This window comes from Prevotella jejuni, from assembly GCF_900187995.1.
Classification (GTDB): domain Bacteria; phylum Bacteroidota; class Bacteroidia; order Bacteroidales; family Bacteroidaceae; genus Prevotella; species Prevotella jejuni.
Map to the genome: position 1 here is coordinate 1 of NZ_FZNZ01000025.1, position 26898 is coordinate 26898.

23 protein-coding genes are annotated in these 26898 nt (G+C 43.8%); 9 read left to right on the forward strand and 14 right to left on the reverse strand.

Annotated features, from left to right (window positions below; translation table 11 throughout):
• Positions 1-549 precede the first annotated feature (549 nt).
• Positions 550-1590, forward strand: coding sequence for an asparaginase (locus CHB62_RS09995; protein ID WP_089366726.1), 1041 nt, complete (start codon positions 550-552; stop codon positions 1588-1590).
• A 120-nt stretch (positions 1591-1710) separates the two neighbouring features.
• On the opposite strand, the gene CHB62_RS10000 is transcribed toward CHB62_RS09995, so the two are convergent.
• The 9 genes from CHB62_RS10000 to CHB62_RS10040 all read right to left on the reverse strand — a co-directional run bounded on the left by CHB62_RS10000 (position 1711) and on the right by CHB62_RS10040 (position 13002).
• On the reverse strand, positions 1711-2628 hold the full coding sequence (locus tag CHB62_RS10000; RefSeq protein WP_089366727.1) for a dihydrodipicolinate synthase family protein: 918 nt from the start codon (positions 2626-2628) through the stop codon (positions 1711-1713).
• 97 nt (positions 2629-2725) lie between these two features.
• On the reverse strand, positions 2726-3952 hold the full coding sequence (locus CHB62_RS10005) for an MFS transporter (protein WP_089366761.1): 1227 nt from the start codon (positions 3950-3952) through the stop codon (positions 2726-2728).
• A 209-nt stretch (positions 3953-4161) separates the two neighbouring features.
• Complete coding sequence (locus CHB62_RS10010; protein ID WP_458693483.1) at positions 4162-5259, reverse strand: cyclically-permuted mutarotase family protein; 1098 nt, start codon at positions 5257-5259, stop codon at positions 4162-4164.
• 287 nt (positions 5260-5546) lie between these two features.
• Entirely contained in the window at positions 5547-5879 is a 333-nt protein-coding gene (locus CHB62_RS10015) for a cupin domain-containing protein (RefSeq protein WP_089366729.1), read from the reverse strand.
• 160 nt (positions 5880-6039) lie between these two features.
• The gene (locus CHB62_RS10020) at positions 6040-9300 is read right to left on the reverse strand and encodes a TonB-dependent receptor (protein ID WP_089366730.1); all 3261 of its coding nucleotides are present in this window, start codon (positions 9298-9300) and stop codon (positions 6040-6042) included.
• A gap of 381 nt (positions 9301-9681) precedes the next feature.
• Entirely contained in the window at positions 9682-10416 is a 735-nt protein-coding gene (locus CHB62_RS10025) for an RsmE family RNA methyltransferase (RefSeq protein WP_089366731.1), read from the reverse strand.
• A 78-nt stretch (positions 10417-10494) separates the two neighbouring features.
• Positions 10495-11043 (reverse strand): bifunctional nuclease domain-containing protein, encoded by a 549-nt coding sequence (locus CHB62_RS10030; protein ID WP_089366732.1) that lies wholly within the window; start codon positions 11041-11043, stop codon positions 10495-10497.
• Positions 11044-11069: 26 nt separating this feature from the next.
• On the reverse strand, positions 11070-12332 hold the full coding sequence (locus CHB62_RS10035) for an MFS transporter (protein ID WP_089366733.1): 1263 nt from the start codon (positions 12330-12332) through the stop codon (positions 11070-11072).
• A 73-nt stretch (positions 12333-12405) separates the two neighbouring features.
• A complete protein-coding gene (locus tag CHB62_RS10040) occupies positions 12406-13002 on the reverse strand; it encodes a DUF3256 family protein (RefSeq protein WP_089366734.1) in 597 nt (198 codons plus the stop codon).
• Positions 13003-13171: 169 nt separating this feature from the next.
• On the opposite strand from CHB62_RS10040, the gene CHB62_RS10045 reads away from it, so the two are divergent.
• Both CHB62_RS10045 and CHB62_RS10050 read left to right on the forward strand, forming a co-directional pair.
• Complete coding sequence (locus CHB62_RS10045; protein ID WP_089366735.1) at positions 13172-13690, forward strand: zinc ribbon domain-containing protein; 519 nt, start codon at positions 13172-13174, stop codon at positions 13688-13690.
• Positions 13690-14013 (forward strand): hypothetical protein, encoded by a 324-nt coding sequence (locus CHB62_RS10050; protein ID WP_009012176.1) that lies wholly within the window; start codon positions 13690-13692, stop codon positions 14011-14013. The genes CHB62_RS10045 and CHB62_RS10050 overlap by 1 nt, the downstream gene beginning before the upstream one ends.
• A 139-nt stretch (positions 14014-14152) precedes the next feature.
• Here CHB62_RS10050 and tsaA read toward each other — a convergent pair whose 3' ends face one another.
• Entirely contained in the window at positions 14153-14815 is a 663-nt protein-coding gene (gene tsaA, locus CHB62_RS10055; protein WP_089366736.1) for a tRNA (N6-threonylcarbamoyladenosine(37)-N6)-methyltransferase TrmO, read from the reverse strand.
• Positions 14816-14899: 84 nt separating this feature from the next.
• On the opposite strand from tsaA, the gene CHB62_RS10060 reads away from it, so the two are divergent.
• Positions 14900-16888 carry an OPT family oligopeptide transporter gene (locus CHB62_RS10060; RefSeq protein WP_009012178.1) on the forward strand — a complete coding sequence of 663 codons (1989 nt, stop codon included), beginning with the start codon at positions 14900-14902 and terminating at the stop codon, positions 16886-16888.
• Between the two features lie 330 nt (positions 16889-17218).
• On the opposite strand, the gene CHB62_RS10065 is transcribed toward CHB62_RS10060, so the two are convergent.
• Entirely contained in the window at positions 17219-17863 is a 645-nt protein-coding gene (locus CHB62_RS10065) for a helix-turn-helix transcriptional regulator (RefSeq protein WP_089366737.1), read from the reverse strand.
• A 112-nt stretch (positions 17864-17975) separates the two neighbouring features.
• On the opposite strand from CHB62_RS10065, the gene CHB62_RS10070 reads away from it, so the two are divergent.
• The 5 genes from CHB62_RS10070 to CHB62_RS10090 all read left to right on the forward strand — a co-directional run bounded on the left by CHB62_RS10070 (position 17976) and on the right by CHB62_RS10090 (position 23186).
• The gene (locus CHB62_RS10070; RefSeq protein ID WP_089366738.1) at positions 17976-19445 is read left to right on the forward strand and encodes an alkaline phosphatase family protein; all 1470 of its coding nucleotides are present in this window, start codon (positions 17976-17978) and stop codon (positions 19443-19445) included.
• Positions 19446-19526: 81 nt separating this feature from the next.
• Complete coding sequence (locus CHB62_RS10075; RefSeq protein WP_089366762.1) at positions 19527-20141, forward strand: deoxynucleoside kinase; 615 nt, start codon at positions 19527-19529, stop codon at positions 20139-20141.
• A gap of 166 nt (positions 20142-20307) precedes the next feature.
• Entirely contained in the window at positions 20308-20928 is a 621-nt protein-coding gene (locus CHB62_RS10080; protein ID WP_009012182.1) for a deoxynucleoside kinase, read from the forward strand.
• A 113-nt stretch (positions 20929-21041) separates the two neighbouring features.
• Positions 21042-21974: a thioredoxin-disulfide reductase gene (gene trxB / locus CHB62_RS10085; RefSeq protein ID WP_089366739.1), complete on the forward strand. Its 933-nt coding sequence runs from the start codon at positions 21042-21044 to the stop codon at positions 21972-21974.
• 108 nt (positions 21975-22082) lie between these two features.
• On the forward strand, positions 22083-23186 hold the full coding sequence (locus CHB62_RS10090) for a bifunctional methionine sulfoxide reductase B/A protein (RefSeq protein ID WP_089366740.1): 1104 nt from the start codon (positions 22083-22085) through the stop codon (positions 23184-23186).
• Between the two features lie 331 nt (positions 23187-23517).
• Here CHB62_RS10090 and CHB62_RS10095 read toward each other — a convergent pair whose 3' ends face one another.
• The 3 genes from CHB62_RS10095 to CHB62_RS10105 form a co-directional block, all read right to left on the reverse strand.
• Positions 23518-24504: an N-acetylmuramoyl-L-alanine amidase-like domain-containing protein gene (locus tag CHB62_RS10095; RefSeq protein WP_089366741.1), complete on the reverse strand. Its 987-nt coding sequence runs from the start codon at positions 24502-24504 to the stop codon at positions 23518-23520.
• Positions 24505-24576: 72 nt separating this feature from the next.
• A complete protein-coding gene (locus CHB62_RS10100) occupies positions 24577-25776 on the reverse strand; it encodes a DUF4421 domain-containing protein (protein WP_089366742.1) in 1200 nt (399 codons plus the stop codon).
• A 41-nt stretch (positions 25777-25817) separates the two neighbouring features.
• Positions 25818-26801 (reverse strand): Gfo/Idh/MocA family protein, encoded by a 984-nt coding sequence (locus tag CHB62_RS10105; protein WP_009012187.1) that lies wholly within the window; start codon positions 26799-26801, stop codon positions 25818-25820.
• Positions 26802-26898 lie beyond the last annotated feature (97 nt).

The following is a 26898-nucleotide window of genomic DNA, read 5'->3' on the forward strand; positions in this document are numbered from 1 at the left end:
TACCCCCCCTTATAAAACAATCTTATTGGAGGTAAGCTTACCATGTATGTGGATTAATCTCATTCTATTAACAATCTACACATTTAACGGAAGAACCTAAATTAGCCGTTAGCTTTATTCTATTCAACGACAATAACAAGTCTCTAACATCTCTATCAACAATGTATCAGATACCCAGATACGTTTGGAGTAACCTGTGAACACCGCAGCTATCGACTTTTTACACAACTCAAGATGCTGTTTAGGAATGAAGCAAATCACTCGTAGTAATATGATAAACGAGCAAAGGTAGATATGCTGTTTATGTGTTAGAACGCCTACTCTACTAAAGTCTATAAAATCACATCTACTTATTAGGAAGCCCACACAGGAGAGTATTCAATTAAAGTCTTATCGAACAGCAAGATAGCACAAGCTACGAAGGAGTATCCTAAACCAAAATCTACACGCTGAAAGACATTACTCAAATATATACAAAATAATCTGTATGATTTACGATGGGAGTTAAATGTTTTTGTTATCTTTGCAGATGTAACAAACTAATGCACGATGAACAGAACCAACAAAGTATTACTTATTTATACAGGTGGCACCATTGGTATGGGACACAACCCACGGACAGGTGCATTGGAGCCCTTAGACTTCAACCATCTTGTTGACAACGTTCCTGAGTTCAAACTCATCCCCACGGAGGTCGATACCTATCAGTTCGACCCTCCTATCGACTCTTCCGACATGTCACCCGTGCGTTGGAAGCGATTGGTAGAAGTGATTTCTGACCGTTATGACGAGTATGATGGTTTTGTTGTCTTACATGGTACAGACACGATGTCATACACGGCTTCAGTCTTGTCGTTCATGTTTGAGAACCTTACCAAGCCTATCATCCTTACAGGTTCACAACTCCCTATCGGACAGCTACGTACGGATGGTAAGGAGAACCTCATGACAAGTCTTGAATTGGCATCTGCTCATCACTTAGACGGAACCCCAATGGTACCCGAGGTTTGTATCTACTTTAGTGGACATCTCCTTCGAGGCAATCGTTCAACAAAGCAGAATGCAGACGAGTTTAATGCGTTTGACACCTTTAACTATCCTCACCTCTGCGAAGCTGGAGTCAATTTCAACTTTAACGAACATAATATCTTAAAGCCAGACTTTACGAAACCGATGCTACCACACTTCGAGTTAGATAACAATGTGATAATCTTTTCTCTCTTTCCTGGTATCGAGGAGCATCTTATTCATCACATGTTTGATGCACCAGAGTTACGTAGTATTGTCATGCGCTCGTATGGAAGTGGCAATGCTCCACAGCAACCTTGGCTCATGAACTTACTCCGAAAGGTCACAGAACGCAATGTCATTGTGGTCAATATCAGTCAATGTATCAGTGGACAAGTTGAGATGAACCGTTACGACACAGGCTATCAACTCAAGGATGCAGGTGTTATCAGCGGGTATGACAGTACAGTAGAAGCTGCCGTAACGAAACTGATGTATCTACAAGCGAAATACAACGATACAGAGACGATACGCAAATACATGAACCAGTCGATTGCTGGTGAGATTACTATCTATAATTGATAGGCAAACAGCAAACGACCGATAGAAAAGAAAACAGCCCAATATTTCCCACACTCCCAACAAGTTAATTGACATTAAAAAGGGAAGAAGAAAGGGAAATATTGGGCTGTATTATGTTTGTTAGAACTTATTGCAACGCTCGAAGAAGCCGATTTCTTCAAGCTCCTTCTTCATCCGCACCTCTTCTTCATCCGTCATATTCTGGAATGGAACACGGTTAGGACCAAGGTCGAAGCCTATCAACTTCATAATACGCTTACCTCCAACGATATTGCCACGGAAGTGACAAATGACGTTGATAACCTCCTGTGAGAAGTTTTGTTTCTCACGTGCTGTTTCAATATCACCCTTGTTCCATGCCTCGATGATGCCTGTCAGCTCACGACCATTATAATTGGTTGTACCACCGATACCACCTTTAGCACCGCCTTGAGCAAGACTTGGGAGGATAGTCTCGTCCTGTCCGTGTAGCATATCATACTTTCCATCCTTGTAAAGACGGCATTGATTATACTCATAAAGACTCTCGAAGGTGTATTTGATGCCTGCGAAGTTAGGGATACGACCATCGACAGCCTTCAAGAGGTCGAGCATTGGCAAGAAAGCACCATTGAAGGCAGGGATGTGATAATAGTAGAATGGAAGTGAAGGAGCTGCTGCTGCTATTGTCTCACAATATTTCACTAACTCCTCAATACGCCCAATCTTTGGGAAAGGAGGTGCCATAGCACCAATACCCCATGCACCTATCTTCGCTGCATGTTCGGCCAATCGCACACTCTCACGCAGGCAGCAACTACCCACATGTACGATGACCTTGAAGCCTTCTGGGGCCACCTCTACCCAGCGTTCAGCCAACTGCATGCGCTCTTCTGTGGTGAGCATGTAGCCTTCACCAGATGAACCATTAATGAAAACTCCCTTCAATCCGTTCTTTTGCAGCATTGTTGCATAAGCCTCTATAGGCTCAAGATTGACATCGCCATTAGCATAGAATGGCGTGAACGGTGCGTCAATTAATCCAATAATCTTTTCCATAAACATTGTTGCCCTCCACCTTTAATCCTCTAAAAGGGGGTTGTATGCGTGGGAGAGGCGATTATATGTGATAATAATAAGCAATTATAAACATTTCTTACTCCATATTGTCGGTTGTTGGTCGTAGGCAAGAGAGCTGTAAGACCAGTGCTAACACAACAATACCACCTAAGATAGCAAAGCCAAGACCGAGGTCACCTCCATCCGTCCATTTGCCCAACACCTGTGTAACAGCAGCTCCCGCAAACACGCCCGTCATGTTCATAATACCATAGGCAGTACTGCGATACTTCGAAGAAATGAACTGACAGAGGATTGGCATGTTGTTGGCATCAAACATACCATAGCCAATACCAAAGCATAAACCTGCTCCGACAACTGACACAAGACTATGGCCGAAACCCAAGAACATAAGTGACGGAACAGTAAGACCGAGTCCTATCGCACTGGTATAGACACGTCCGCGTAAGTTACGCTGTACCCAACGGTCGGAAATAATACCACCCATGATAACACCGATGAACGATGACACGGCGATTGTTATCGTTGACATTGGTCCTGCACTTGACATAGGAATATCCAAGCTATTGGCAAACAGCGTTGGCAACCAGTTCTTTGTAGCCCAACCAGGAAGACTTGGTACGGCAAAGTAGAAGAGGATCACCCAGAAAGCCCACGTAGAGAAGACAACCGACAGACCACGGAATGGATTCTTGTTAGCTTTCGGTTCGTCATGTGAAATTGCTTTCTGTCCGTGCTTAGGATTCTCCTTTAAGAAGAGAAGTAATACTACTGAATAAACAATACCGATGATACCAAACCAATGGAAAGCGGCATGCCATGAGAACATCGCTGCTAAGGTTGCACCAAAACCACCGACAGCCTGACCTACATAGAGGCCTGTCATGTGAATACCAATAGCCAATGAGCGTGACTTCCCCTCATGCCAATCGGCAATAAGGGACAGTGCCGCTGGAATATAAAGTGCTTCGCTGATGCCCATGAAGGCTCGAAGCCAATAAAGCTGGTCGAAACTCTCTGCATAACCCATAAGATAAGTCACGGCAGACCACACGAAGATACTACCAACAACAAGCCACTTACGATTGACACGGTCGGCAATAATACCCGCAAAGGGGCTCACCAGTCCGTAAATCCACAAGAAGACGGCCATCAAAGCACCGAATGCTTCAGCGTGATTGAGTTCTGCAATATCAACTTTCATAGCTTCCTGCATCGTCGACAACATCTGTCGATCCATGTAATTCAGCAGGGCAACAAACCAAAGGAGGGCAACCAATACCCAAGGATAGTATTTTTTCATAAGAAGATTACTGCCCGCTCCCACCTCTCTATCCCTTATCATGGGCAATAGTCGATTGTTTTGGGGATGTGATGGGCGATTAATAAATTATTGAAAATCCTTTCTAACTCCCTTATTGTAAGGGTAATATCTAACGATTTTGACTACTAATAGATTTCTTTCTAAGTCTTGTCTCTATGCTCTTCTCTAAAAAGAAAGAACAGAAGACATCAGCGTTTTGGATACTTCACAACCTTATTACTGCGCACCCTTGGCTTTAACTCGCCACCAATCACGTACAAGCCATGATGGGTCTGGGTTAAGGCAGCACCAGCACGTGCCGTTTCCGAACTCTTATAGAGCACCTTCCAGCCCGCTTTATCATAGTATAAGGTGTAGGGATTAAAGTGATACCACTCGATAGGGTGACTCAGATAATCGGGTTGAGGATGATTGACAGCCGACAAGAACACGTCTTTATTAACACCTCCCATGACCAAGAGCTGGTCGCTACACAGGTTGATAGCTGCGCCGCCACCTACGAATAGCGGTTGATTCATATCGTCCTTCGGTCCTTCAACTACCTGCCATTCATCTGTTGTCTCGTCATATATGCATCCATCCATCGCCAATTTCGCTTCTTCACCATTCCCTGCAGGAGCAAAGCCACCGAAGAGACAGAAGCGATTATCACCCATACTACCAGCTACAGGTTGTACGCGTACCATACCAGGGAACGGTTTTACGTCTTGCCATCCAGCTGAAAGATTATCTAAATCAAGGCGTAACACACGATTGGAAGCCTTACCGTCCATCGCTCCGCCTGCTATATAAAGGTGTCTACCGACCAAGGATCCCGCCATGTTGTCAGCTGTGCAGGGTAGAGATGGGAGGGTTGACACCTCGGCTTTACCATCGACAATCTTGACACGATAGACCGCTCCACGACTGCCATCGTTGTTCATTCCGCCTACGACAATCATACTGTTATCGTAAGTCACCGTGACACCATAAGCCAAAGGCTCAGGCAGCATGCCAACCAACCTCCAATTCAGCTGGTCGCCATCGTCAGTTGTGGTAGCATAAATACCACGATAATAAACCTTCTTACTATCGGGAGCCAACGTATTCACAGGGAAATTACATCCACCAGCCATAACAAGTTGGTCGTCAATCCTACCTGCATAACAGGCAGACACACCCTGTTCGATACCCACCTCATCGGTAGGAAAGCCACGCATCACTATTAGGCTATCGGCATCAGAAGCATTTGCACCCAATCCCGTCAATAAAGTTATCGTTGTCATTATTAGGTTTTTAATTCTCATCGTTTTAGGTTGAATCATTGCTTGGGTTACCCCTTCCTTACTATAAAACAACTACATCATTGCTTTTACTTATGCTTAACACATAAAATCAATACTGTATTCTTTCCTCCTACAAGCCCCATACTGACGGCATACACCTATCTTTCTGAGAGGGTAATCGCCCACTTTCAGACTCCACATACCTATCAATTACGAATTATTATCACGAGAGGAAGAATTTATTTTCATGAAAGAAAATATTTATTGTCATGAAGAAAAATATTTTTTTTCATGAAAATAATTCGAGCTTAACGTAATGTTGGGACAATAGCAAGGTAGATTACGTCATGATCGGTACGGTTCTCGAACCAATGGAAGTGACCTTCTGGACAATAATGAAGCTGTCCCACCCTTGCAATCTCAGTCTTGTCATCATAATGAACAGTCAGTTCACCACTGATAACATACATTGCTTCAAACGAGCCAACATGCTGGTGCTTCCCACTACATGCTCCCGGACGCAAAGTAGAGTACATGATACGAGCCTTATCATCCACAAAAGCACGCACGTCTAACTTACCCTCACCTCCTTTGAAGCCTTCAATATGCTCTTCCGCAATCTTGTCAAAATCAATAATCATAATGTATGGTTTTTTATTCGTATATGAAGATAGTACAAATAGACGCTATGAGCGTTCACTCACAGATTGTCTGATGCTGTCTATCAAGCGCAAAGGTAAGAAAAAAAGCAGAGACCCCGATAGGAGTTCTCTGCTTTTTTATATAGTTTTACCTTACAGATTAGAATGTATAACGTAATCCGATCTGACCACGCCAACGGCTGTAGTAGTCGTTATAGTTACGTGTTGCATAACCACCTGTGAACTGATAACGACCGTTTCTCTGGTAGTTAACAGGGCTATAGTAGACACCGAAGCCGTCACCATAGGTGTGACCCCAGTCCTTATTCAAGAGGTTACCAACATTGATGATATCGAAGCTCAACTCAAGAGAGTTAATCTGACCAGCCACCTTGAAGCTATATTTCTGTGCAAAGTGTACATCAAAGTGATGTTCGAACGCCAAGTTATCAGCATAACGCTTGTAGAATTCACCACGATGCTTCTTCATGTAAGAGTCATTACCAATCCAATGCTTCATCATCGCACGCTGCATATCAGCCGTCAACTTAGGAGCTGTGAAGCCAGAACCAAATACTGCGTTAGTAAGAGCATTAGCTGAGAAGTTCGTCTCCTCGAACTGCATCTTATCAATCTGTGCATCTGTAGGAATGAAGAAGAGGTCGTTACCGTTCGCACCATCCTCGTTAACGTCACCATAATAGTAGATACTATATGGAGAACCACTCTTAGCTTGATAGATAATACCCACTGTTGTCTGCCATTGCTTCTGTGCTCCATAGTTTACATGATAGTAAGCAGAAGCCTGAATGCGGTGAGGAATGTTATAAGCAGAGTTGCCCAACTCTGGGTCGTTAGGGTTACGATAAGTATAATTAAATCTCCAGTTGCTCTCAGCAACAGATGATCCACCATTGTTCACACTCATTGACTTTGTCCAAGTGTAGCTTGCCATCAAGTCAAGACCGAAGTCGAAATGCTTCTCACCCTTCAAACTCAAGTTTACTGTGTAACCCTTTGAGGTGTTGCTAAGCTTATAGACATTTGTATATGGACTACCTGCAGTCACCTTAGAAAAGAGTGGACGATTGTCTTCTACTGGTACGCCAGCACTGCCATAGACCTCTCCTAAAGTTCTACCTGTCTGTTCGTAAGCAAGGTTCTCATACAGAATATCATTCATCGTCTTTGAGTAGATAGCCTCAGCTGTCCAATTGATACCCAACACATCGAAGTCGAAACCGAGGTTGAAACGGAGGTTCTGCGCATACTTAAAGTTATGGTCGTAGACGTTGATAGTCTGACTTCCTAATGCTTTCAGCTTGTTTGCATTTGCTTCCTGACCATTAGGATCGAGCAAAAGTTCCAATCCTGTTGGAGAGTTAACATTGAATGATGATACCTGAATACCTGTGTTAGCATAGTTATTACTAATCCAAACGAATGGGATACGACCAGTGAACACACCAACACCACCACGGAGAATATATCTACGGTCCTTGTTGATGTCCCAACGGAAACCTACACGTGGACTCCAAAGAGGCGTACTTGCTAAACGCTGGTTGGTCTTTACGTTCCAACCCTTGGTGTCAGCATACTGAGCAAAAGGCTCATTAGCGGTAGGAGTGTCTATGATGATAGGTATATCCATACGCAAACCGTAGGTCAACTGAAAGTTAGTTGTTGCATCCCACTTGTCCTGTGCATAGAAACTTAACTGTGCTGCACCAAACGAAGACTCCCAGCGTGGGTCGCCTGTTACGTCTACATTAGCATGACCGTAACGGTATAGATTGATATAAGACTTCCTTGGGTCGATAGATCCATTTATATAGTCATTATAGTAGTTGACGAAAGAGTCATAGTTCTTAAAGGTGTAACTACCAAAGAGATCTTGAAGGAAAAGGTTTGTAAACTTATACAATTCGTTGTGAGTACCGAATGTAAAGGTGTGATTACCCTTATACCATGTCAGGTTATCCTCAAGTGTATAGATGTCTTGATCCAAGCGGTTGGCCATAGAAGAACGCTCGATACCTAAGTTCACTGCGCCACCACCTACATTATTAATAGTAACGTTTGGATACTCACCACTGATAGCACGGTTGTCTCTTACACGTACATAGCTGGCACGAGCCTCATTGGCTACAGATGGAGAGAGGCGACTCTGCAACTCAGCTATGAATGAATTGGTTGTGCTTTCGAATGGGAAAGCATAGCTACTACCATTGATTGATGTGCGTGAACCAGCATTATTCAACTGCACAGCATCAACAAGACTCCAACGCAAAGAGGCTTTATTGGTCTCATTGATGTTCCAGTCGAGTTTCAAACCTACCTTGTTACTCTTCGTATAGATGTCACTGGTTGAAAGAGCTATTGGGAAGTTAACTCCTTGACGATTAGCAATATCAGCAATCTTCTCCAAGATATCCTTTGCCTTCACAGCATCAACAGCTGACTGCTCAGAGCCTAATGTGTAAAGGTTTGGATAGGTCTTATTGGTCTTCTCATAGTTAGCAAAGAAGAATAACTTATCTTTGATAATCGGACCACCTAAGGTTACACCTACATTATACTCGTTCTGCTTGTTGAACTTTGGTGCATAACCACCGTCAGCGAGCGGATACTTTGAGCCTACTAAGTTCTGGTTGTTACCGAAACCATAGACACTACCATGGAAGACATTGGTTCCACTCTTGGTAATAGCATTGATAGCACCACCTGTGAAACCGCCTTGACGAACGTCGAAAGGTGCTACGTTTACCTGAATCTGCTCAATCGTCTCCATTGAAACAGGCTGCGCACCAGCTCTACCACCGTTCGTTCCATCACCAGAAAGACCGAAAACGTCGTTGTTGGCAGCACCATCAATCATGAAAGAGTTGTAACGGTTGCTTGTTCCAGCAAATGACATAGCACCGCTGTTTGTCGTTGTCAGCTGTGGATTAAGTCGTGCAACATCGGCAATACCATGGGTGATACTTGGCATATCAGCAATCTGCTTTGAGTTGATACTCTGTGCTGCACCAGTCTTGGTGGCGTTGACACCTGCACTACCCTTTACTACAACCTCTTGAAGTTCCTTGCTATCATCTTCGAGAGAACAAGAGAGATCCTCCGTCTCGCCCAATCGGAGCATCACATTATCAAAAGTCTTTGTTTTCTGACCGATGTAAGCTACAGTCACTTTGTACGGACCTCCGACACGCATACCTTGTATAGTATAGCGGCCATCAATGTTCGTTACAGCACGGTAAATGGTCCCAGAGGGTTGGTGAGTCGCTGTGATGGTAGCACCAATAACATCTTCACCTTGAGACATTACCTTACCACTGATTCCTGAAGTTGTAATCTGTGCCATGACAGTAGTTGTCATTGCAAGCAACAACGTAATCAAGAAAAGTAATCTTTTCTGCATAGTTTAGCTAAATAATTAATTATAAACAATAATGTTATTTAAATGTATCTGCAAAATTAAGCATTTTTTCTGATACTTACACAGGTGAGCAACGAAAAAAAACAATTTGATTGCGTACGATAAACATTTTCTCATATAACCTGATAATTGGTGTTCTTTTACCTACTACTTGTCTTATTATATATCTATTAACGCCCTTAAAAAACGGTGTTATCCTTTCTCTGCTTTGCTCCAGAGACTTGGCCCATCGCTTGGAGAGACTGCCCACATATTGTAAAGACGCTTAGCATCAATGTTGCTTATTATGATAAGTGTAATTACTCATACTCATCCGTAGAAGTATTCATCATCTACTCTACCCCTATTACACACAAAAACAGCTTACACTCTACGTGCAAGCTGCGACATCATAACGGCACTAAGGCCTGCAGTCTCTGTGCGTAAACGACTGTTACCCAGTGTTACACTCTCAAAGCCATGCGCCAAAGCGTAGCGAACCTCATCTATAGAGAAATCGCCTTCTGGGCCTACCAACACCGTAATATCATCTCCTGACAACGACGATTCATCGTTCGAGATAGCGGTAAAGAAATCTGCCCGTGCTATTTCCGGATAACAATGACAAATATACTTACGTCCTTGATTAGAGCAGTTCTCTATGAAATAATGAAAAGGAGACATCTCGTTTACTGTTGGTTTCCACCCTTTTCGACTCTGTTTCACGGCAGAGATAATGATTTTCTCTATCCTATCCGTACGCAAAGTCTTACGTTCAGAGAACTTACAATCTAAGAAGCTTATCTCATCAAAACCTATCTCTGTTGCCTTTTCAGCCATCCACTCCATGCGTCCCATATCCTTTGTTGGGGCAATGGCAAGGTGGATTTTCCCACGCCAACAGGTCTCTTGCTTTAGTGTCTGTCGAATGGCATATAGGCATTTCTTGGCTGTTGCTAATGTTACCTCTGCTTGATAGAAGTATCCCTCACCATCCATAAGGAAGAGTTCGTCCCCCTCCTTCAGTCTTAACACACGTGTGGCATGCACAGCTTCTTCGGCAGGTAAGGCTGTTTCCACAGCTGCGTTAGGGACGTAAAAATATCTTGCTTCTTTCATTCTTTAGGTTTATTACATATTCTTCCTTGGTAAGTACGCACGCTATCAGGCTAATACACACATGATACACACTGCTTATCAAGAAAGTTTCGAGCGTTTCTTCATCTCATCTCTAAGCATAGAAGCCAGCTCATAGTTCTCGTCTTCTATTGCTTTTTCTAATGCATGATGTAGCATCTCGACACTAAGTGCATTCACGGGTAGGGCTATCTTATTCTGACTCTTACCACTATCAACACTCTGTCGATTGAAGAGATGCTCCTCCATAAAGATGTTTAACTTAACTATCTGTGCCAGTAAAACAGCATCAGAGGCTCGAATAGGCGTAAGTGTCAAGTCATCCTTGTTCACTAACAAAGCTTTATACTGTCCATCAACAATAGAGTTAAAGAGTATCTCGTAATGCTCGCTGGTCATCAATGGGTTGATATTACAAAGTACTTCAGGCAGGAATCGTTCTGTGATAGACTTTTCTCCTGATCGTAAACCAAGTTCATACTCCATGTGATGGTCGCATACAATAGCTATCTGCCTTGTCTGTGAGAGATTAGACAAGAGGAGAAGACCTAACTCCGGACCTCCGACAATCTGCGACATACCTACATATACCAGTTGAACCTTACTCATTTACTCCACATCTTAACGGTGAGCTATTATGCTTTCTTTGGTCGGAAGATAACAGCAAACAAGACTCCTACGACAAAGGCATAGCCTGCGAAGATGAACCAACATGCCTGCCAGTCACCAACAGTCAATGTATCTGCCCCCACGACCTGCGAGTGTGTATATGCATTAACAATGGCTTGAGCTGCTAACGTACCCACTGTTGCACCCACACCATTGGTCATCAACATAAACAAACCTTGTGCTGAAGAGCGGAGTGCAGGCTCCGTACTATTATCAACGAACAATGAACCCGATATATTAAAGAAGTCGAAGGCTACACCATATACTATCATTGAGAGTACAAACATCAAGATACCAGGGAAGCCAGGATTACCTACACCGAACAAGCCGAAGCGCAATACCCATGCAAACATCGCTATCAACATCACGTTCTTGATGCCATAATGACGCATGAAGAAGGGGATTAGGAGGATACAACAAGTCTCACTAACCTGCGAAAGACTAATCAGAATATTAGCATGCTGTACTCCGAAAGAGTTTACAAACTCTGGTTGAGCTCCGAAACTAAAGAGGAATGGATTCGCAAAGCTATTCGTTATCTGAAGACTCACACCCAACAACATAGAGAAGATAAAGAAGATTGCCATCTTCTTCTCCTTGAATAAGGCGAAAGCACGTAATCCAAAGGCATCAACAAAACTCTTTTGTTCTGTGCCTTTACTTACCGCACACTTAGGTAAGGTGAATGTATAAAGGAAGAGAATGATGCTTACTACACCAGAGGTAATAAACTGGTTCTGGTTACTCTGAAAGCCTAAGAGGTCGACCAACCACATGGTAAGGATAAAGCCAATCGTACCAAACACTCGAATCGGTGGGAAGGCTTTCACCGTGTCCATGCCCGCATTGCTCAAAGCACTGTATGCAACAGAGTTTGAGAGAGCTAATGTTGGCATATAGAAGGCAACCGAAAGCGAATAAAGAGTGAAGATAGTAGAGAACTCAGCATGCTCGCCAATACTCAAGCCGTAGCCTGCTGTGGCAAACATAAACAGACCTGCAAGCAGGTGACAGAAGCCCAACAGACGCTGAGCAGGTACCCAACGGTCGGCTACAATACCCATCACAGCAGGCATAAAGATTGACACCACACCCTGCATTGAGTAGAAATAGCCAATCTCAGGACCAATACCTATATTACCAAGATAGCGACCCATAGAGGTCAAATAAGCTCCCCACACTGCGAACTCCAAGAAGTTCATCAATGCTAAACGTACCTTCAAATTCATGCTATAAGCTATTATTTATGACCACAAAAGTAGTGATTTTATCAGAAACTGCCAAATGTGCTATTGTTTTTTACTATTGAAACGCCCCGCCAGTCCAGTTCAGTGTCTGTGGCTTTAGCATGTCTTCGACCCGTTTTACATCTTTCTTTGATAGCAGAGGATAGGTCCAACTCACTGATAATGAGTTATTATCAGCTGACAGATGATACTCTTTCATACGAGGGAACAGCAAGGGCTTTAGGTCAGCAAAGTCTTCATCACTCATTGCGTCAGGCTTTACAATATTCTCTTTATAGGCCACAACAACCTTTTTAGGCTGCCATTGAAGATTATAAAAACTCAACTTACTCTCTGCAGCAGGTCCCATCCACGTCTGAGCCAAGGCCAGTGTGTTATTATCCAACAACTTGATCTCCAATCGCATGGCCTTATTTGCCTTCACCAAAAGGTAGTCCTTCGTCATACGTTCAATCCTTACAGAGTCGCCAAAGGTGTTCAAGACAGCTGAAACAGCCTTCATATCAATATAATCAGCCAGCTCTGTCCGCTGACTCTTACTGATATAAGGCATAACACTATCAGGCATTTCTATCCACACCTCACGCAGGCTTTGAGCAGAGACCCCTATCCAACAAGTTAGGAAACATATAACGATTAATGTCCTTTTCATATCGAAAAAACTCCTTTAATTCTGTTTTTAATATGATTATATCTTCTCATGAAAGACCCTGCAAAGGTACAAAAAAGAAAGAAGAAACGAATAAAAAGCCAAATCGTTTTGGTCATATCTACCTTTTCTTTTACCTTTGCCGATAGAAACCAAAGCTAAAGAAAGAAATATGAGATGTCGAAATTGTAACAATGAGGTTAACGAGAAGGATAAGAACTGTCCTTATTGTAACGCACCACTACATGAAGATAATAAAGAGAACAAGAACGATGAGCCTACCTTAGGGCGTGGTATGGTTACGTTTATCATCTTAGGTACTATCTTCCTTGTAGCTTTCGGCTTTTATTATTATAGTCAACACAAGAACGACCCAGAATATACACAGACGGCTATTGAGCCTGACTCTAACTTAGCCGACAATAATAAGGCTAAGTTCGACACCGTTGTTAAAGACACGACAGCCAACGACTCTACCAATAAACAGGAAGAGGAGCAAGCTGAGAAGGTGTTTAATAGTATTCGAAGAAGTAACCATTCAAGACGAAGAAGCAGTAGCAACAATGCTTCTTCAGGCAGTTCTGATGGACAGAGCAGCACCTCCGAGTCATCTTCAGGTGCTTCTTCAGACCCACAACCTATCGCCCCTGCAACTTCTAAGCCGCGTGTAGAGTCAATTGAGACCGATTAATGAAGATTATCCGAACGAAATATTTCCCTCCCAAGAATTATGATGCCATCAACATTCTTGGGCTTCTTTTTGTCCATCCTGGCGTTAGACTAACGAAAGAACTCATCAACCACGAGCGTATCCACACACGTCAGATGTTAGAGATGCTTATCCTACCTTTTTATATATGGTATGTCATCGAGTGGCTTATACGCTTATCCATGGCGGGCCGTGCCTATATGAACCTATCCTTTGAGCGTGAGGCTTACCAAAACATGAACAACCTTAACTATCTTAATCAGCGACGCCCCTTTGCGTGGATAAAGTATTTGAAGAAGAAGTAATTGGTTATTTGGCTTATTGGGCCTATTGGCCTTATAGGGCTTATAGGCCCTATAAACCCTATAAGGACTATTAGCCCAATTAGGCTTATTGGCCCTATTTGCCCCATAAGGCCAATAGGCCCTATAAGCCCAACAGCCCTTAATCAACCCCCATAACCTCTAACACAGCCCCATCAACCCTAAACTTCACATCCTTCCCACCGAAGGGCATGCCATAGACACGTGCTGCATCATGCTGATACTGTGGGCGGGGATCCTGCGAGAGCACCTCCTTTAAAGCCTCAAGATCCTCTTTATCAAATTTCTTAGAATACTCCTCTGCAATAACGACTGATAGTTCTTTCCATGCTTTCTTATCAGTAAACCCACCCCTTGCCTGTGGATGACTATCAACGTAGGAGATATATGGTTTCACATCATATATAGGTGTACCGTCCATCAAATCAGCTCCGCTCACTTCAATGGCTCCGTCTGTTATACGCTTGATACGGACCGATGACAACCCAAGTCCATTAGGGCGAAAGGGCGAGCGCGTGGCAAACACCCCTAAACGTTCATTCCCTCCTAAGCGAGGCGGACGAACAGTTAGCTTACCATCATCGGTAGACTTATTCGCAGAAAAGCCCCAAATCAACCATAAAAAATCAAACTCCTCCAATCCACGCAGTGCTTCCTCACGTTGGTACTGCGGTTCAAAGACAATCTTACCGACAAGGTTGTCAGCCAGTCCACTCTGCCTTGGAATACCAAACTTCGACGTCAAGGGAGAACGGAAATAAGCGATAGGTTTAATTTCTTTCATACCGACAAAGATAATATTTTATGCTGAATTGGTACAAGATAAGCGATTTTTATTTATCTTTGCAAGCAAATAATACTATCAACAATGGAAAATAAAGCGAATCAAAACATCGACCTTCCTGAGAATGCCTTTAGGGAGTTGAAAGATGGCGAAGAGTATAAACCAGTCATGTCGCCACAGGAGTCGTATCGTGAAGTAAGTCCTTGGTCTATCACATGGGGTATCCTTATGGCGGTCTTATTCTCTGCTGCCGCTGCATATCTTGGTTTGAAGGTAGGACAAGTGTTTGAGGCTGCTATCCCAATAGCCATCATCGCCATTGGTGTATCGTCTGCTACGAAGCGTAAGAATGCCTTAGGAGAGAACGTTATCATACAGAGTATCGGTGCTTGCTCAGGTGCTGTCGTTGCGGGAGGTATCTTTGTTATGCCTGCCATCTACATGCTCGACCTACAAGCCGATTTCTTTAAGATTTTCATTGCAGCAGCCTTAGGCGGCGTATTGGGTATTCTCTTCTTGATTCCCTTCCGTAAGTACTTTGTGAAAGACCAGCATGGTAAGTATCCATTCCCCGAGGCCACAGCCACAACACAGGTTCTTGTAAGTGGCGAGAAGGGCGGAAGTCAGGCCAAGCCCCTCCTCCTTGCCGGTCTTGTAGGCGGTCTCTACGATTTCATTGTGGCCACCTTCGGTTGGTGGAATGAGAATGTAACGAGTCGTATGATAGGTTTTGGCGAGACGATAGCAGACAAGGCTAAACTCGTTTTCAAGGTCAACACTGGCGCTGCAGTCCTCGGTCTTGGTTATATCATCGGTCTTAAATATGCCTTCATCATCTGTGTTGGTTCGTTGACGGTATGGTGGCTCATCGTACCAGGCATGGCACTCATCTTCCCAGATACAGTCCTTAACCAATGGGACCCATCTATCACTACAGCCGTAGGACAGATGGCTCCAGAGGTTATCTTCAAGTCTTACGCTCGCTCAATCGGTATTGGCGGCATCGCTATGTCGGGTATTATCGGTATCGTAAAGTCATGGGGTATCATCAAAGGTGCCGTCGGTTTGGCCGCACGAGAGATGAAAGGGAAAGGTAGTGGACAGGACGAGGTACTCCGTACACAGCGTGACATCTCATTTAAGATTATTGCTTTCGGAAGTATAGCAACGCTCCTTATCACCTTTCTCTTCTTCTATTTTGGTGTGATGAACTTCAACTTATTACATGCAGTAGTGGGTATTCTACTCGTTACTATCATTGCTTTCCTCTTTACAACAGTGGCAGCTAATGCCATTGCAATCGTTGGAAGCAACCCTGTATCAGGTATGACGCTGATGACACTTATCCTTGCTTCTGTCGTCATGGTGGCTGTTGGACTGAAAGGGAACGCTGGTATGTTGGCAGCCTTACTGATGGGTGGCGTTGTATGTACGGCCCTCTCTATGGCAGGTTCGTTCATTACCGACTTAAAGATAGGCTATTGGCTTGGTACAACACCTAAGAAACAAGAGACATGGAAGTTCCTTGGCACAATTATCTCGGCTGCCACTGTGGCCGGTGTGATGATTGTCTTGGATAAGACCTACGGCTTCAACTCTGGTAAGTTGGCCGCTCCTCAAGCAAACGCAATGGCTGCTGTGATTAAGCCATTGATGAGTGGACAAGGTGCACCTTGGGTTCTCTATGGCATCGGAGCAATTATTGCCCTCGTACTCGACCGCTGCAAAGTGCCAGCCTTAGCTTTTGCGCTGGGTATGTTCATACCTTTAGAGTTGAACATCCCGCTCTTAGTGGGCGGCGCAGTCAACTGGTACGTGACAACTCGCTCTAAGAACGAAGCTATCAACAAGGCACGTGGCGACAAGGGAACGCTCTTAGCATCTGGCTTCATCGCTGGTGGTGCATTGATGGGAGTTGTTTCTGCCCTACTGAAATTCGGTGGCATCGAGGTAGACTACTCTTCTTGGTGGGAGAATCACCTCTCCGAACTACTCTCCCTCGTGGCTTACGCTGCTTTAATTCTTTACTTTATCCTTGCTACTAAACTATCTAAGAAGGAGTTACCAGAGTAAAGATAGCACTTAATATTGGGTTATAACGCCCTCTGAAAGAGCCGTATCAGCACATTGAAAGGTGTTGATAGGGCTCTTTTTTATGCTTCGATTAGCCACACATGTAAGCTATCAGCAGAGTAAACAACCTTTCGTCGGTGATTTTTCTTCATGAACAAAAAGATTTACTTTCATGAAAAAAAATATTTCTTGTCGTGAAGAAAAATATTTTTTTTCATGAAAATAATTCGAGAAACACAATTTGGTGGTAGAATAAAGACTATTTTCTAACGCAAACAAAAGCCTTTGAAGCAACACAAAAAACAGTTAAGTCGTATCTTTCACTTGTCCTTAAATATAATACTCAGCGGCATCTACGAGTCCAGAACGCATCGCATAGCGGATGGCTTCATGTACATTATTCACCCCTAACTTACGAAAGATGTTCTTTCTATGTGTGTTGACAGTATGAAAGGATGAGAAACGCTTCTCTGCTATCTCACGTGTCGTCAGTCCTACCGCAATCTCTTTTAGTATCTCGACCTCAGTCTTCGTCAAGTTGACAGACTCTTTTTCTTGTGTGAGCTTTGGTTCTAAAAGAATATTCGTAGCATGCTGACAGAGGAAACGCTGCCCACGGAGGACATAGTCAAGACACTGTTCTATCTCAATCATCTTCGCATCCTTCATAAGAACACTAATCCGACTGCTTGCATTGACAAGGCTGCGAATGAAGTCGGCACTTAACTCTTCGCTCCACAAGATGAGATGTGACAACGGGAAACGCTGTCCGATGATAAGGAGATCGGACTCGCTGGAGATGTCAAACAGCGTATAATCTAATATTACAATCGCTTCGGGACAGCCACTCAACTGCCGAATCAGTTCTGCCTTACTACCTGCTATATCACACGATATACCCTTCATCTTAGAAAGCACATAGATCATCCCAGCACGAGTGATGTCTTGATTGTCGGCGACGATAATATTCTGCATAATTCTTGTTTGTCTTTAATATCCTTCCATCACGTGCAAAAGTAGGCAAAAAAGTCGAGATTTTGAAAAAAAAATCGTAAGTTTGCAACATAATTTAAGTACATGACCTAAAATGAAGAAACTGCTTTTTCTCGTAGCTGGCTTGCTGATTGCAGCAGCTACGTATGCGCAAGTACAACGACCAAAGCTGGTTGTTGGGCTTGTTGTCGACCAGATGCGTTGGGATTACCTATACTATTACAACGATGAGTATGGTAATGACGGACTGAAAAGACTGCTCAACCAAGGTTTCTCCTTTGAGAACACACACATCAACTATGCGCCAACAGTGACGGCTATCGGCCACAGCTCGGTCTATACAGGCTCTATCCCAGCCTTTACAGGTATTGCTGGTAACTACTTCTATCAGAACGACAAGAGTGTTTACTGCTGTGAAGATAATACGGTGAAGAGCGTCGGCTCTGATAGTAAAGAGGGCCAGATGAGTCCTCGTCGTATGCTTACCTCTACGATTGGAGACGAACTTCAAGTGGCAACAGACTTCCGTTCAAAGGTGATTGGTGTGGCGCTGAAGGACCGTGCCTCTATCCTTCCTGCTGGTCATGCAGCCGATGCGGCTTACTGGTGGGATACCTCAGCAGGCCACTTCGTGTCATCTACCTTCTATATGGACAAACTTCCACAGTGGGTAGAGGACTTCAATGCAAAGAACCACACGGCTCCTAACTTTGATATCAAGGGTTCGACTCAGGGCGTTACGATGACTTTCAAGATGGCGGAGGCCGCATTGAAGAATGAAAAACTTGGTAAAGGAAAGGAGACAGACATGCTTACAATAAGCGTATCGTCAACCGACATCATCGGACATCGCTTCTCTACACGTGGAAAAGAGAACCATGAAGTCTACATGCAATTGGATAAAGACTTAGCATGGTTCCTTAAGGTGCTTGATAAAGAGGTAGGTGAAGGCAACTATCTCCTCTTCCTTACAGCCGACCATGGTGCTGCCCACAACTATAACTATATGCGTGAACATCGTATTCCAGCTGGTGGATGGGATTATAAGCAGACCGTAAAAGACCTCAACGACCATCTTCAAGGGAAGTTTGGCGTGAGTCCTGTTATGGGTGAGGATAACTATCAGTTCTATCTGAACGACTCACTCATTACTGCCGCAGGCCGTAAGAAGCAGGATATCATCGATGAGTCAGTAGAATGGTTGAAGCAAGATCCACAGTTCCTTTACGTCTTTGATGAAGAGAAGATTAGTGAGACTACAATGCCTGACGCCATTAAGGAACGTATGCAGAACGGCTATTTCCGTGGTCGTTCAGGTGAGATTGGTGTCGTAACCCGTCCTCAGTTCTTTGGAGGTAAGGACAGACCAGACTTCCGTGGGACCCAACATGGACAGCCATTCCCATACGACACGCACATTCCTTTCCTCCTCTTTGGATGGAACGTGAAGCATGGTGCAACCAACGTCGATACACATATCGTTGATATAGCACCTACTGTATGTGCTATGCTACATACCCAAATGCCAAATGGATGCGTTGGTAAGGCACGAAATCAATTCTAAATAAAAAACTACTTTACGCCATCTGGCATCTTTAATGGTTCCTTAGAAGGGATGTTAAAGATGCCACATGGACTCTATGTTATGCACATTGCAATCGCAGGAAACATTGGTAGCGGTAAGACTACACTCACAACAATGCTCGCCAAACGCTATGGCTGGAAGCCAAGGTTTGAGTCGGTAGATTACAACCCCTACTTAGAAGACTATTATAAAGACATTAAACGCTGGTCGTTCCCTATGGAAGTGTTTTTCTTAAAGGAGCGTTTTAAGGACTTACTTGAGATTAGTAGGAGTGAAGAGTCAGTGGTACAGGACCGCTCTATCTATGAGGGTGTCTACGTCTTTACGGAGAACAACTATGCCATGGGTAATCTTGACAACCGTGACTACGAGACTTATATGGAGCTATTCGAGGACATGACGGATGCTGTTCGGTTCCCCGACCTCATGATTTATCTTCGTTCATCGGTCAGCCACCTCGTATCTAACATTGAGAAACGAGGACGGGAGTACGAGCAGAGGATGCCTTTGGACTATCTCGAGAACCTCAACAAACGGTATGAGGAGTTTATCAAAGATAAATATAAAGGTCGTGTTCTGACGATTGATGTCGACCATCTCGACTATCAACACCGCCCGAAAGACTTTGGTTTCATTACAGACAAGATTGATAGAGAGCTTTTCGGACTTTTCTAAACACTGTCAAGAAGTATCTAACCTCCTGTTGCACGATGGTTTGCAAAGGATAAAGAGGAATAAACAAACTGACAATCAAAAACGAAATAAAAAGCCTATAACATTGATAGCTACCACCTTTCTTATAAGTGGTAGCCATGTGATAGGCCATAAGATATAACATATTATGCACATAGCAATCGCAGGAAACATCGGAGCAGGTAAGACTACACTCACCAAAATGCTCGCGAAACGTTACGGATGGAAAGCTCACTTTGAGCCAGTTGACAATAATCCGTACTTAGAAGACTATTATAACGACATGACACGGTGGTCGTTTAATTTACAAATCTATTTCCTCAACAAGCGTTTTCGTGATGTTGTAGAGATTTCGCAATCAAAGGATACGATTATCCAAGACCGTACTATCTTTGAGGATGCACGTATCTTCGCTCCTAATCTCTATGATATGGGACTCATGTCAGAGCGTGACTTCAATAATTACACCGACCTCTTCGACCTGATGCTGTCCTTGGTAAAGTTGCCAGACTTAATGATATACATCCGATGCTCTATCCCTCGTCTCATTGATCACATACAACAACGTGGACGAGACTACGAACAAACAATGCGTATAGACTATCTTCGTGGACTTAACGAGCGTTATGAAGAGTGGATTAAGACCTACAAAGGACATCTGATGATTGTAGATGGTGACACAACAGACTTTCAAGACAACCCACAAGACTTCAAACGTGTCACCGACATGATTGATGACCGACTCTTTGGCTTGTTCCCTATGGAATAAAACAAACCGTCTCGCTTTGGCATAATATTTGTTCTGTAAAAGTTACAAAAGTATTAATCAAGCCCTTCTTTGCCGTTAATTAACACGCAGAGGGCATCATACAATATATTAAAATGGAGAAAGTAAAAACCCTGATAATAGGTAGTGGCCCTGCAGGATACACCGCAGCAATCTACGCCGGACGTGCTAATCTGCAGCCAGTGCTCTATTCTGGTCTTCAACCGGGTGGTCAGTTGACCACAACAACGATAGTAGAAAACTTCCCAGGCTTCCATGAAGGAATCGATGCAAACCAACTTATGACGGAGATGAGACAGCAGGCTGAGGTCTATGGTGCCGACCTTCGTGATGGTTCTATCGTTAAAGCCGACCTTAGTAGTCGTCCTTTCCACCTCGAAGACGAGCGTGGCAACCAAATTGAAGCAGAGACTGTAATCATCGCAACAGGTGCCAGTGCAAAGTACTTGGGTCTGCCTGATGAGGAGAAATACCGTGGTCAGGGTGTCAGTGCATGTGCTACTTGCGACGGATTCTTCTATCGCAAGCGTGTTGTAGCAGTCGTTGGTGGTGGTGACACAGCCTGCGAAGAGGCGATGTACCTCTCTGGCTTGGCAAAAAAGGTGTATATGATTGTGCGCAAACCATACCTTCGTGCTGCAGAAATCATGCGTAAGCGTGTGACAGAGAAGGACAACATTGAGATACTATACAATACCAATACGGTCGGTCTCTTTGGTGAGAACGGTGTCGAAGGGGCTCATCTCGTTCGTTTCAAGGGCGAGGAGAACGAGGAGAACTTTGATGTTGCTATTGACGGATTCTTCTTGGCTATCGGTCATACTCCTAATACTGACCTCTTCAAAGGACAGTTGGATATGGACGAACATGGCTTTATCATCACCCAACCAAAGTCAACCGCAACGAGCATTGAGGGTGTCTTTGCAGCAGGTGACGTAGCCGACCCAACCTATCGTCAAGGCGTTGTAGCAGCAGGAACAGGTGCTATGGCTGCCATTGAGGTAGACCGTTTCTTACAGAAGCAGTAATCAATACTAAAATATAGAAGGGTGTTTCAGAATCCATCAGATAGGATTTTGATACCCCCTTTGTAATTTCCTGCTTTCCTAACAAAACTCTTCATAACACTACAAACTATGCGTAACATATTATCCATACTGTGCACACTAATCCTTCCAACCATGGTTGAAGCCGCTACCTGTGGCTTACTGATGGCAGGGACAGTGGCTTGCACCAATAAGACAAAGACAGCTATGACACAAACTGACTCTATCATCGCTCCTAAGACGAAGTTCACTCGTCCCGATGATGCCACCCTTAGAAAGATGCTTACGCCTGAACAGTATGCTGTAACACAGCAGGCTGCCACCGAACGACCTTTCACCAATGAGTATGACCATGAGTTCAGAGAGGGCATCTATGTAGATGTCACAACGGGAGAACCACTTTTCTCTTCTACAGATAAGTTCGATTCTGGCTGCGGATGGCCTGCTTTCTCAAAGCCAATCGACATGAAAGTCGTTACAAATCATACTGACACATCACATGGAATGATACGTACAGAGGTGAGGAGTAAGACTGGTAAGGCACATCTCGGACACGTCTTCGATGACGGACCAGCATCGACAGGAGGAAAGAGATATTGTATCAACAGTGCTTCGTTGCGCTTCATCCCACTGAAAGAGATGAAGGCTAAGGGCTACGGAGCCTATATAAACTTAGTAAGACCAATGAAAGAAATATATGTAGCAGGTGGTTGCTTCTGGGGAACAGAGCACTATCTCAAACAGATAGAAGGCGTTACGGCTACCGAAGTGGGCTATGCCAATGGTATTATCAAGAACCCAACGTATGAGGAGGTATGCACAGATAAGACACAGTTTGCCGAAGCTGTGCACATTACCTACGACCCTAAAGTTATCAGCTTGGAGTTCTTACTGGGCTTATACTTTAAGTCTATCGACCCAACAAGTGTAAACAAGCAGGGTAATGACCGTGGTAGTCAGTATCGAACAGGTGTTTATTACACCGACCCAGCCGACCTCCCCACTATCAAGAAGGTGTTTGAAGAGGAGCAGAAGCAGATTAATGGTAAGATAGCCGTTGAGGTTAAACCCCTTAAAAATTTCTATACTGCAGAAGAATACCACCAAGACTATCTTGATAAAAACCCCACTGGCTATTGCCATCTACCAGCTGCTCTCTTTGAGTATGCCCGCAAAGCCAAGATGAAGAAATAAGTATATGCTCTGACAGAACCATCCGCTCTCTGTCAGAGCATCTTTTATTGATAACGATTTGATAAGCTTAAGCGAAGGAGTCTACCTTATAGAATACACTTAGAAACGGCTCTTACCTTGTCTCTCAACGACCTTTAGTAATGGTATTAAGCCGCCGCACAACTTGTGTTAAGCCTCTGGACAACTTGTATTAAACCTCTGAACAACTTGCGTTAATCCTCCTCACGAGTATATAAGAGGACAAGGCGGAATCCTTATAAGTATCGTTTGCATTTTAAGATACGGATGACAAGCTCATATATAGATGTAGCTTATCAGCCAATAAAGGCTTTTATTGAATACGAGCAACACGTATTCCGAGGTTAGCAGGACGAGCCATCATATAGTTATAGAGCGTCTCTATGGGGTCAACCACCCTATTTCCATTCTTCTTAAGATTAGAGGCATTCATGAGGTGGAGCCCATCCTTGTACCATATAGCAAATCCAAGATGTGTTGTGTCGAGCTCTCGTTTACTCGTGACAATCGCAAGAATGTCACCATCACGAACTATCTCACGCAGGAGCTTACTGTTATTGAGTAGACTCTTAGGGATATAACGGACACTTGTACCATTGGTTGCATCTTCTAACTTCTTAAGTTCTGCAACACGTTCAGGGCTGTTCTTCAACATATCATACAGTCTTGCATTCTGGCTCATATAGTTGATTTTCAAGGTCTGAACAGCTGTGAAAGGTGGAACTGGGTTGTTTATCTCTTTCACAAAACCCATGCGCTCATTATCTTCTAACCACCAATGGAAATAGTGTAGACGGTTTACATAACTCATCTTACCACCTCGATAGCGCACTTGTTCTAACTGATGTACATAGTTCGCAAAGCCTGTTTCGCCCCTTTTCGCACAAAGCGTAAGGGCTGTAACAGCCTCAACGTATGTCGTACAGTCTAATCCATGAAGATTAATAACCAGCTTTTCATCCTCATTCTTATCTAAGGTATGCGCTACGTATGGCACCCCTATAAACTTTCGTGCAATCTTAATAACAAGCTCTTCGTTGGTGAGTTGCTGTCGTTGTGGTGCAAACTCTCGCAACAACTGACAAACCAGTGCACTGTCACTCTTCGTATAATCATCAAGATATGACGGTAGGGTGTTAGCCTGTTCAGTAGCGGATGCGATTGAGACAGTTGTTCTCTCCTGCCGTACTGTCACCTTCTTGTCTGCTGCAACATGCCCCTTTCCTTTCTGATCAGGCTTCGCACCACAAGCTGAGAAGGCAAAGAGTGCCGTAAAAATAAGCAAGTATTTTAGTGTCATAACAATCTTTTCTAATGATAACCACAAACTATTATTAGGCATCAAACAATCTAATATTATAGAGAACTACGTTCACTTCTTCCTTCCAAAGTTAAATCCAGCATAAACATTAATACTACCAAAGAAGTTATTAGTAGAGAAGTTGCTCCGTCGATAGTTATAAGCATGAAGGATAGTACTCATCCCTGCATACCATCTGCTATTGTTCCATACCACACCAAAGCGTCCGATGCCATCGATATTGATATTATTAAACTTAAAGTCACTGATAGAGAAGCTGCGATGAGTTACGTCTCCCGAACTTCGTTTGTATGCCAGTGCTAAGGAGACAGAGCCTGCCAAGACCCAGTTACGGGCAAAAACCCAGTTATAAGCATAGCCACCACTAACAGAGACATCCGTGTACTTCACCTCACTGAACATCAGTGTACTATCAATCGGACTACTTGAGACACGATTGCCCAGGCGCTCTTTGATGACATCATTTAGTTCGTTCCAATCGACAGTTAAGGTATGCTGTGTATAACCAATGCCCAACAAAGGACTACCAGCAGAGCGACGTTGTATCGTACTCTGGCTGAATGCGGCCGGATAAGAGAACCGACGATGATTAAAGATATAATAAAGATTGAAGCCTTTAATGGTCGACGTCAGTCCACCAAAGTTCGTTCCACGTATTGGTTCAGTGTCTATATTCTTCCCAAGATACAACTGTCTGATTTTATAATCATTACCCGTTTTACGATAATAGATATCCAGTCCGAGCATTGAACTATATAAACTTAAATCATACTCTTGCCGAGGATTGTTATTCCTATGCCAGAAGTCCAAGTGTTTTATGTCCAGTGTGTAACCCAGAAATATCCATCTCCACCCGAAGTAAGGCCCTATACGCACCGTAGCCTCAGGTGCGAAGGTTATGCTTTGTTCGCTTGAACTACTCAAGCGGTACACCTCGTACGTGTTAGTATTCTGTATCATAAAAGCGAAGTTATACTTCTGAGGCTCAATATATGACGTATCAATCTCGTTGAAACGCTGTAGAAAGCTACCGCCCTTAGCAGCTTTTTCTTTCGACAAGACTGATGGCTCTGTTCTACGCATCCATCGCACAGAGTCTGTGGGCTGCTTAATAGGGAGTCTCTCTCCACTGTCCTTTCCCACAATAACACTATCGGTAATAACCGTAGAGGACAGCGCATACGCCTTTGTTCCCCCCAATAACAATAGGAGAAGACATAGAAACAGGTAGTCGTTGATAGTTAGCTTCATGTGATTAATTAAATAGAAACAAACGCCCAGAGGGCTTTCTTTTATATTTTACCAAGTATGCGGTCCATCACCCAATTAGTAGGTGTTGCGCTGATGCTCGTACAATCGCAGGCACCATAGCCTTGCATATCCTCTATAACAGACTTAATAATAGGGAGTTGGACGTAAGGAGGATTAGGAACCTCTATGTGTCTATCGCCCTGACTGGTGCAAAGGCGGATAGGAGCATACGTATAGACAGAGAATGAAAGGCGTCCTTTCGACCCATAAACCTCTATACGATCTTCTCGTGCACTCTCATGAGCAGCAAAGCACCAAGCACCACTACCGGTCAAGCCTGTCTCAAATCGATACACAGCATTGACTGTATCTTCAAGGGAATAAAGCCCTGCACGATTCGCTGTGTAGCCATGTGCTTTAACAATAACGCCAAACATATTCTGAAGTAGGTCGAGTTGGTGAGGCGCAAGGTCGTAGAAATAGCCGCCACCAGAGATATGCGACTGTAGTCGCCACGGCAGTTGCTCATTCTGTTTATAGTCTAAGTCACGCGGAGGGACAGCAAAACGCACCTGTACAGTAAGTATCTTACCCAATTCACCACTATCCACAATCTCTTTAACCTTCTTAAAATAAGGTAGGTAACGACGGTAATAAGCAACAAAGCACGGTATTCCCGTCTGTTCAGACACACGGTTAATACGTACGCAATCTTCGTAAGATGCGGCCAAAGGCTTCTCTATATAACAAGGTTTTCCAGCCCGCATTGCCATAATAGCAAAGGTAGCGTGGGCAGAAGGAGGTGTAGCGATATAGATGGCATTAACGTCAGGGTCGTCTACCAACGCTTGTGCATCTGTGTACCATTTACGGATACCCTGCCGTTCAGCATACGAACGGGCCTTCATCTCACTACGGCTAAATACGGCCACGACATGCGACCCCATCACTTCATTAAAGGCTGGTCCTGATTTCTTCTCAGTCACTTCACCACATCCAATAAATCCCCAGTTTATTTGTTTCATTTGTCCTTTGTTTTCTATATCCAACATCAAGAATACAAAAGATGAGTATCCCTTTTACCGTACACCGCTCTTTTATTTCTGCAAAAATACGAAAAAA

Excerpts from the sequence above, each read along its gene's own strand:
- CHB62_RS10000 (WP_089366727.1), bottom strand. The coding sequence starts at position 2,628 with ATGGAAAAGATTATTGGATTAATTGACGCACCGTTCACGCCATTCTAT.
- CHB62_RS10105 (WP_009012187.1), bottom strand. The coding sequence starts at position 26,801 with ATGAAACAAATAAACTGGGGATTTATTGGATGTGGTGAAGTGACTGAG.
- CHB62_RS10015 (WP_089366729.1), bottom strand. The coding sequence starts at position 5,879 with ATGATTATTGATTTTGACAAGATTGCGGAAGAGCATATTGAAGGCTTC.
- CHB62_RS10025 (WP_089366731.1), bottom strand. The coding sequence starts at position 10,416 with ATGAAAGAAGCAAGATATTTTTACGTCCCTAACGCAGCTGTGGAAACA.
- CHB62_RS10020 (WP_089366730.1), bottom strand. The coding sequence starts at position 9,300 with ATGCAGAAAAGATTACTTTTCTTGATTACGTTGTTGCTTGCAATGACA.
- CHB62_RS10065 (WP_089366737.1), bottom strand. The coding sequence starts at position 17,863 with ATGCAGAATATTATCGTCGCCGACAATCAAGACATCACTCGTGCTGGG.
- CHB62_RS10030 (WP_089366732.1), bottom strand. The coding sequence starts at position 11,043 with ATGAGTAAGGTTCAACTGGTATATGTAGGTATGTCGCAGATTGTCGGA.
- CHB62_RS10040 (WP_089366734.1), bottom strand. The coding sequence starts at position 13,002 with ATGAAAAGGACATTAATCGTTATATGTTTCCTAACTTGTTGGATAGGG.
- CHB62_RS10075 (WP_089366762.1), top strand. The coding sequence starts at position 19,527 with ATGCACATTGCAATCGCAGGAAACATTGGTAGCGGTAAGACTACACTC.
- CHB62_RS10060 (WP_009012178.1), top strand. The coding sequence starts at position 14,900 with ATGGAAAATAAAGCGAATCAAAACATCGACCTTCCTGAGAATGCCTTT.
- CHB62_RS10010 (WP_458693483.1), bottom strand. The coding sequence starts at position 5,259 with ATGAGAATTAAAAACCTAATAATGACAACGATAACTTTATTGACGGGA.
- CHB62_RS10005 (WP_089366761.1), bottom strand. The coding sequence starts at position 3,952 with ATGAAAAAATACTATCCTTGGGTATTGGTTGCCCTCCTTTGGTTTGTT.
- CHB62_RS10100 (WP_089366742.1), bottom strand. The coding sequence starts at position 25,776 with ATGAAGCTAACTATCAACGACTACCTGTTTCTATGTCTTCTCCTATTG.
- CHB62_RS10080 (WP_009012182.1), top strand. The coding sequence starts at position 20,308 with ATGCACATAGCAATCGCAGGAAACATCGGAGCAGGTAAGACTACACTC.
- CHB62_RS10035 (WP_089366733.1), bottom strand. The coding sequence starts at position 12,332 with ATGAATTTGAAGGTACGTTTAGCATTGATGAACTTCTTGGAGTTCGCA.
- CHB62_RS10070 (WP_089366738.1), top strand. The coding sequence starts at position 17,976 with ATGAAGAAACTGCTTTTTCTCGTAGCTGGCTTGCTGATTGCAGCAGCT.
- CHB62_RS09995 (WP_089366726.1), top strand. The coding sequence starts at position 550 with ATGAACAGAACCAACAAAGTATTACTTATTTATACAGGTGGCACCATT.
- trxB (WP_089366739.1), top strand. The coding sequence starts at position 21,042 with ATGGAGAAAGTAAAAACCCTGATAATAGGTAGTGGCCCTGCAGGATAC.
- CHB62_RS10090 (WP_089366740.1), top strand. The coding sequence starts at position 22,083 with ATGCGTAACATATTATCCATACTGTGCACACTAATCCTTCCAACCATG.
- CHB62_RS10045 (WP_089366735.1), top strand. The coding sequence starts at position 13,172 with ATGAGATGTCGAAATTGTAACAATGAGGTTAACGAGAAGGATAAGAAC.
- tsaA (WP_089366736.1), bottom strand. The coding sequence starts at position 14,815 with ATGAAAGAAATTAAACCTATCGCTTATTTCCGTTCTCCCTTGACGTCG.
- CHB62_RS10095 (WP_089366741.1), bottom strand. The coding sequence starts at position 24,504 with ATGACACTAAAATACTTGCTTATTTTTACGGCACTCTTTGCCTTCTCA.
- CHB62_RS10050 (WP_009012176.1), top strand. The coding sequence starts at position 13,690 with ATGAAGATTATCCGAACGAAATATTTCCCTCCCAAGAATTATGATGCC.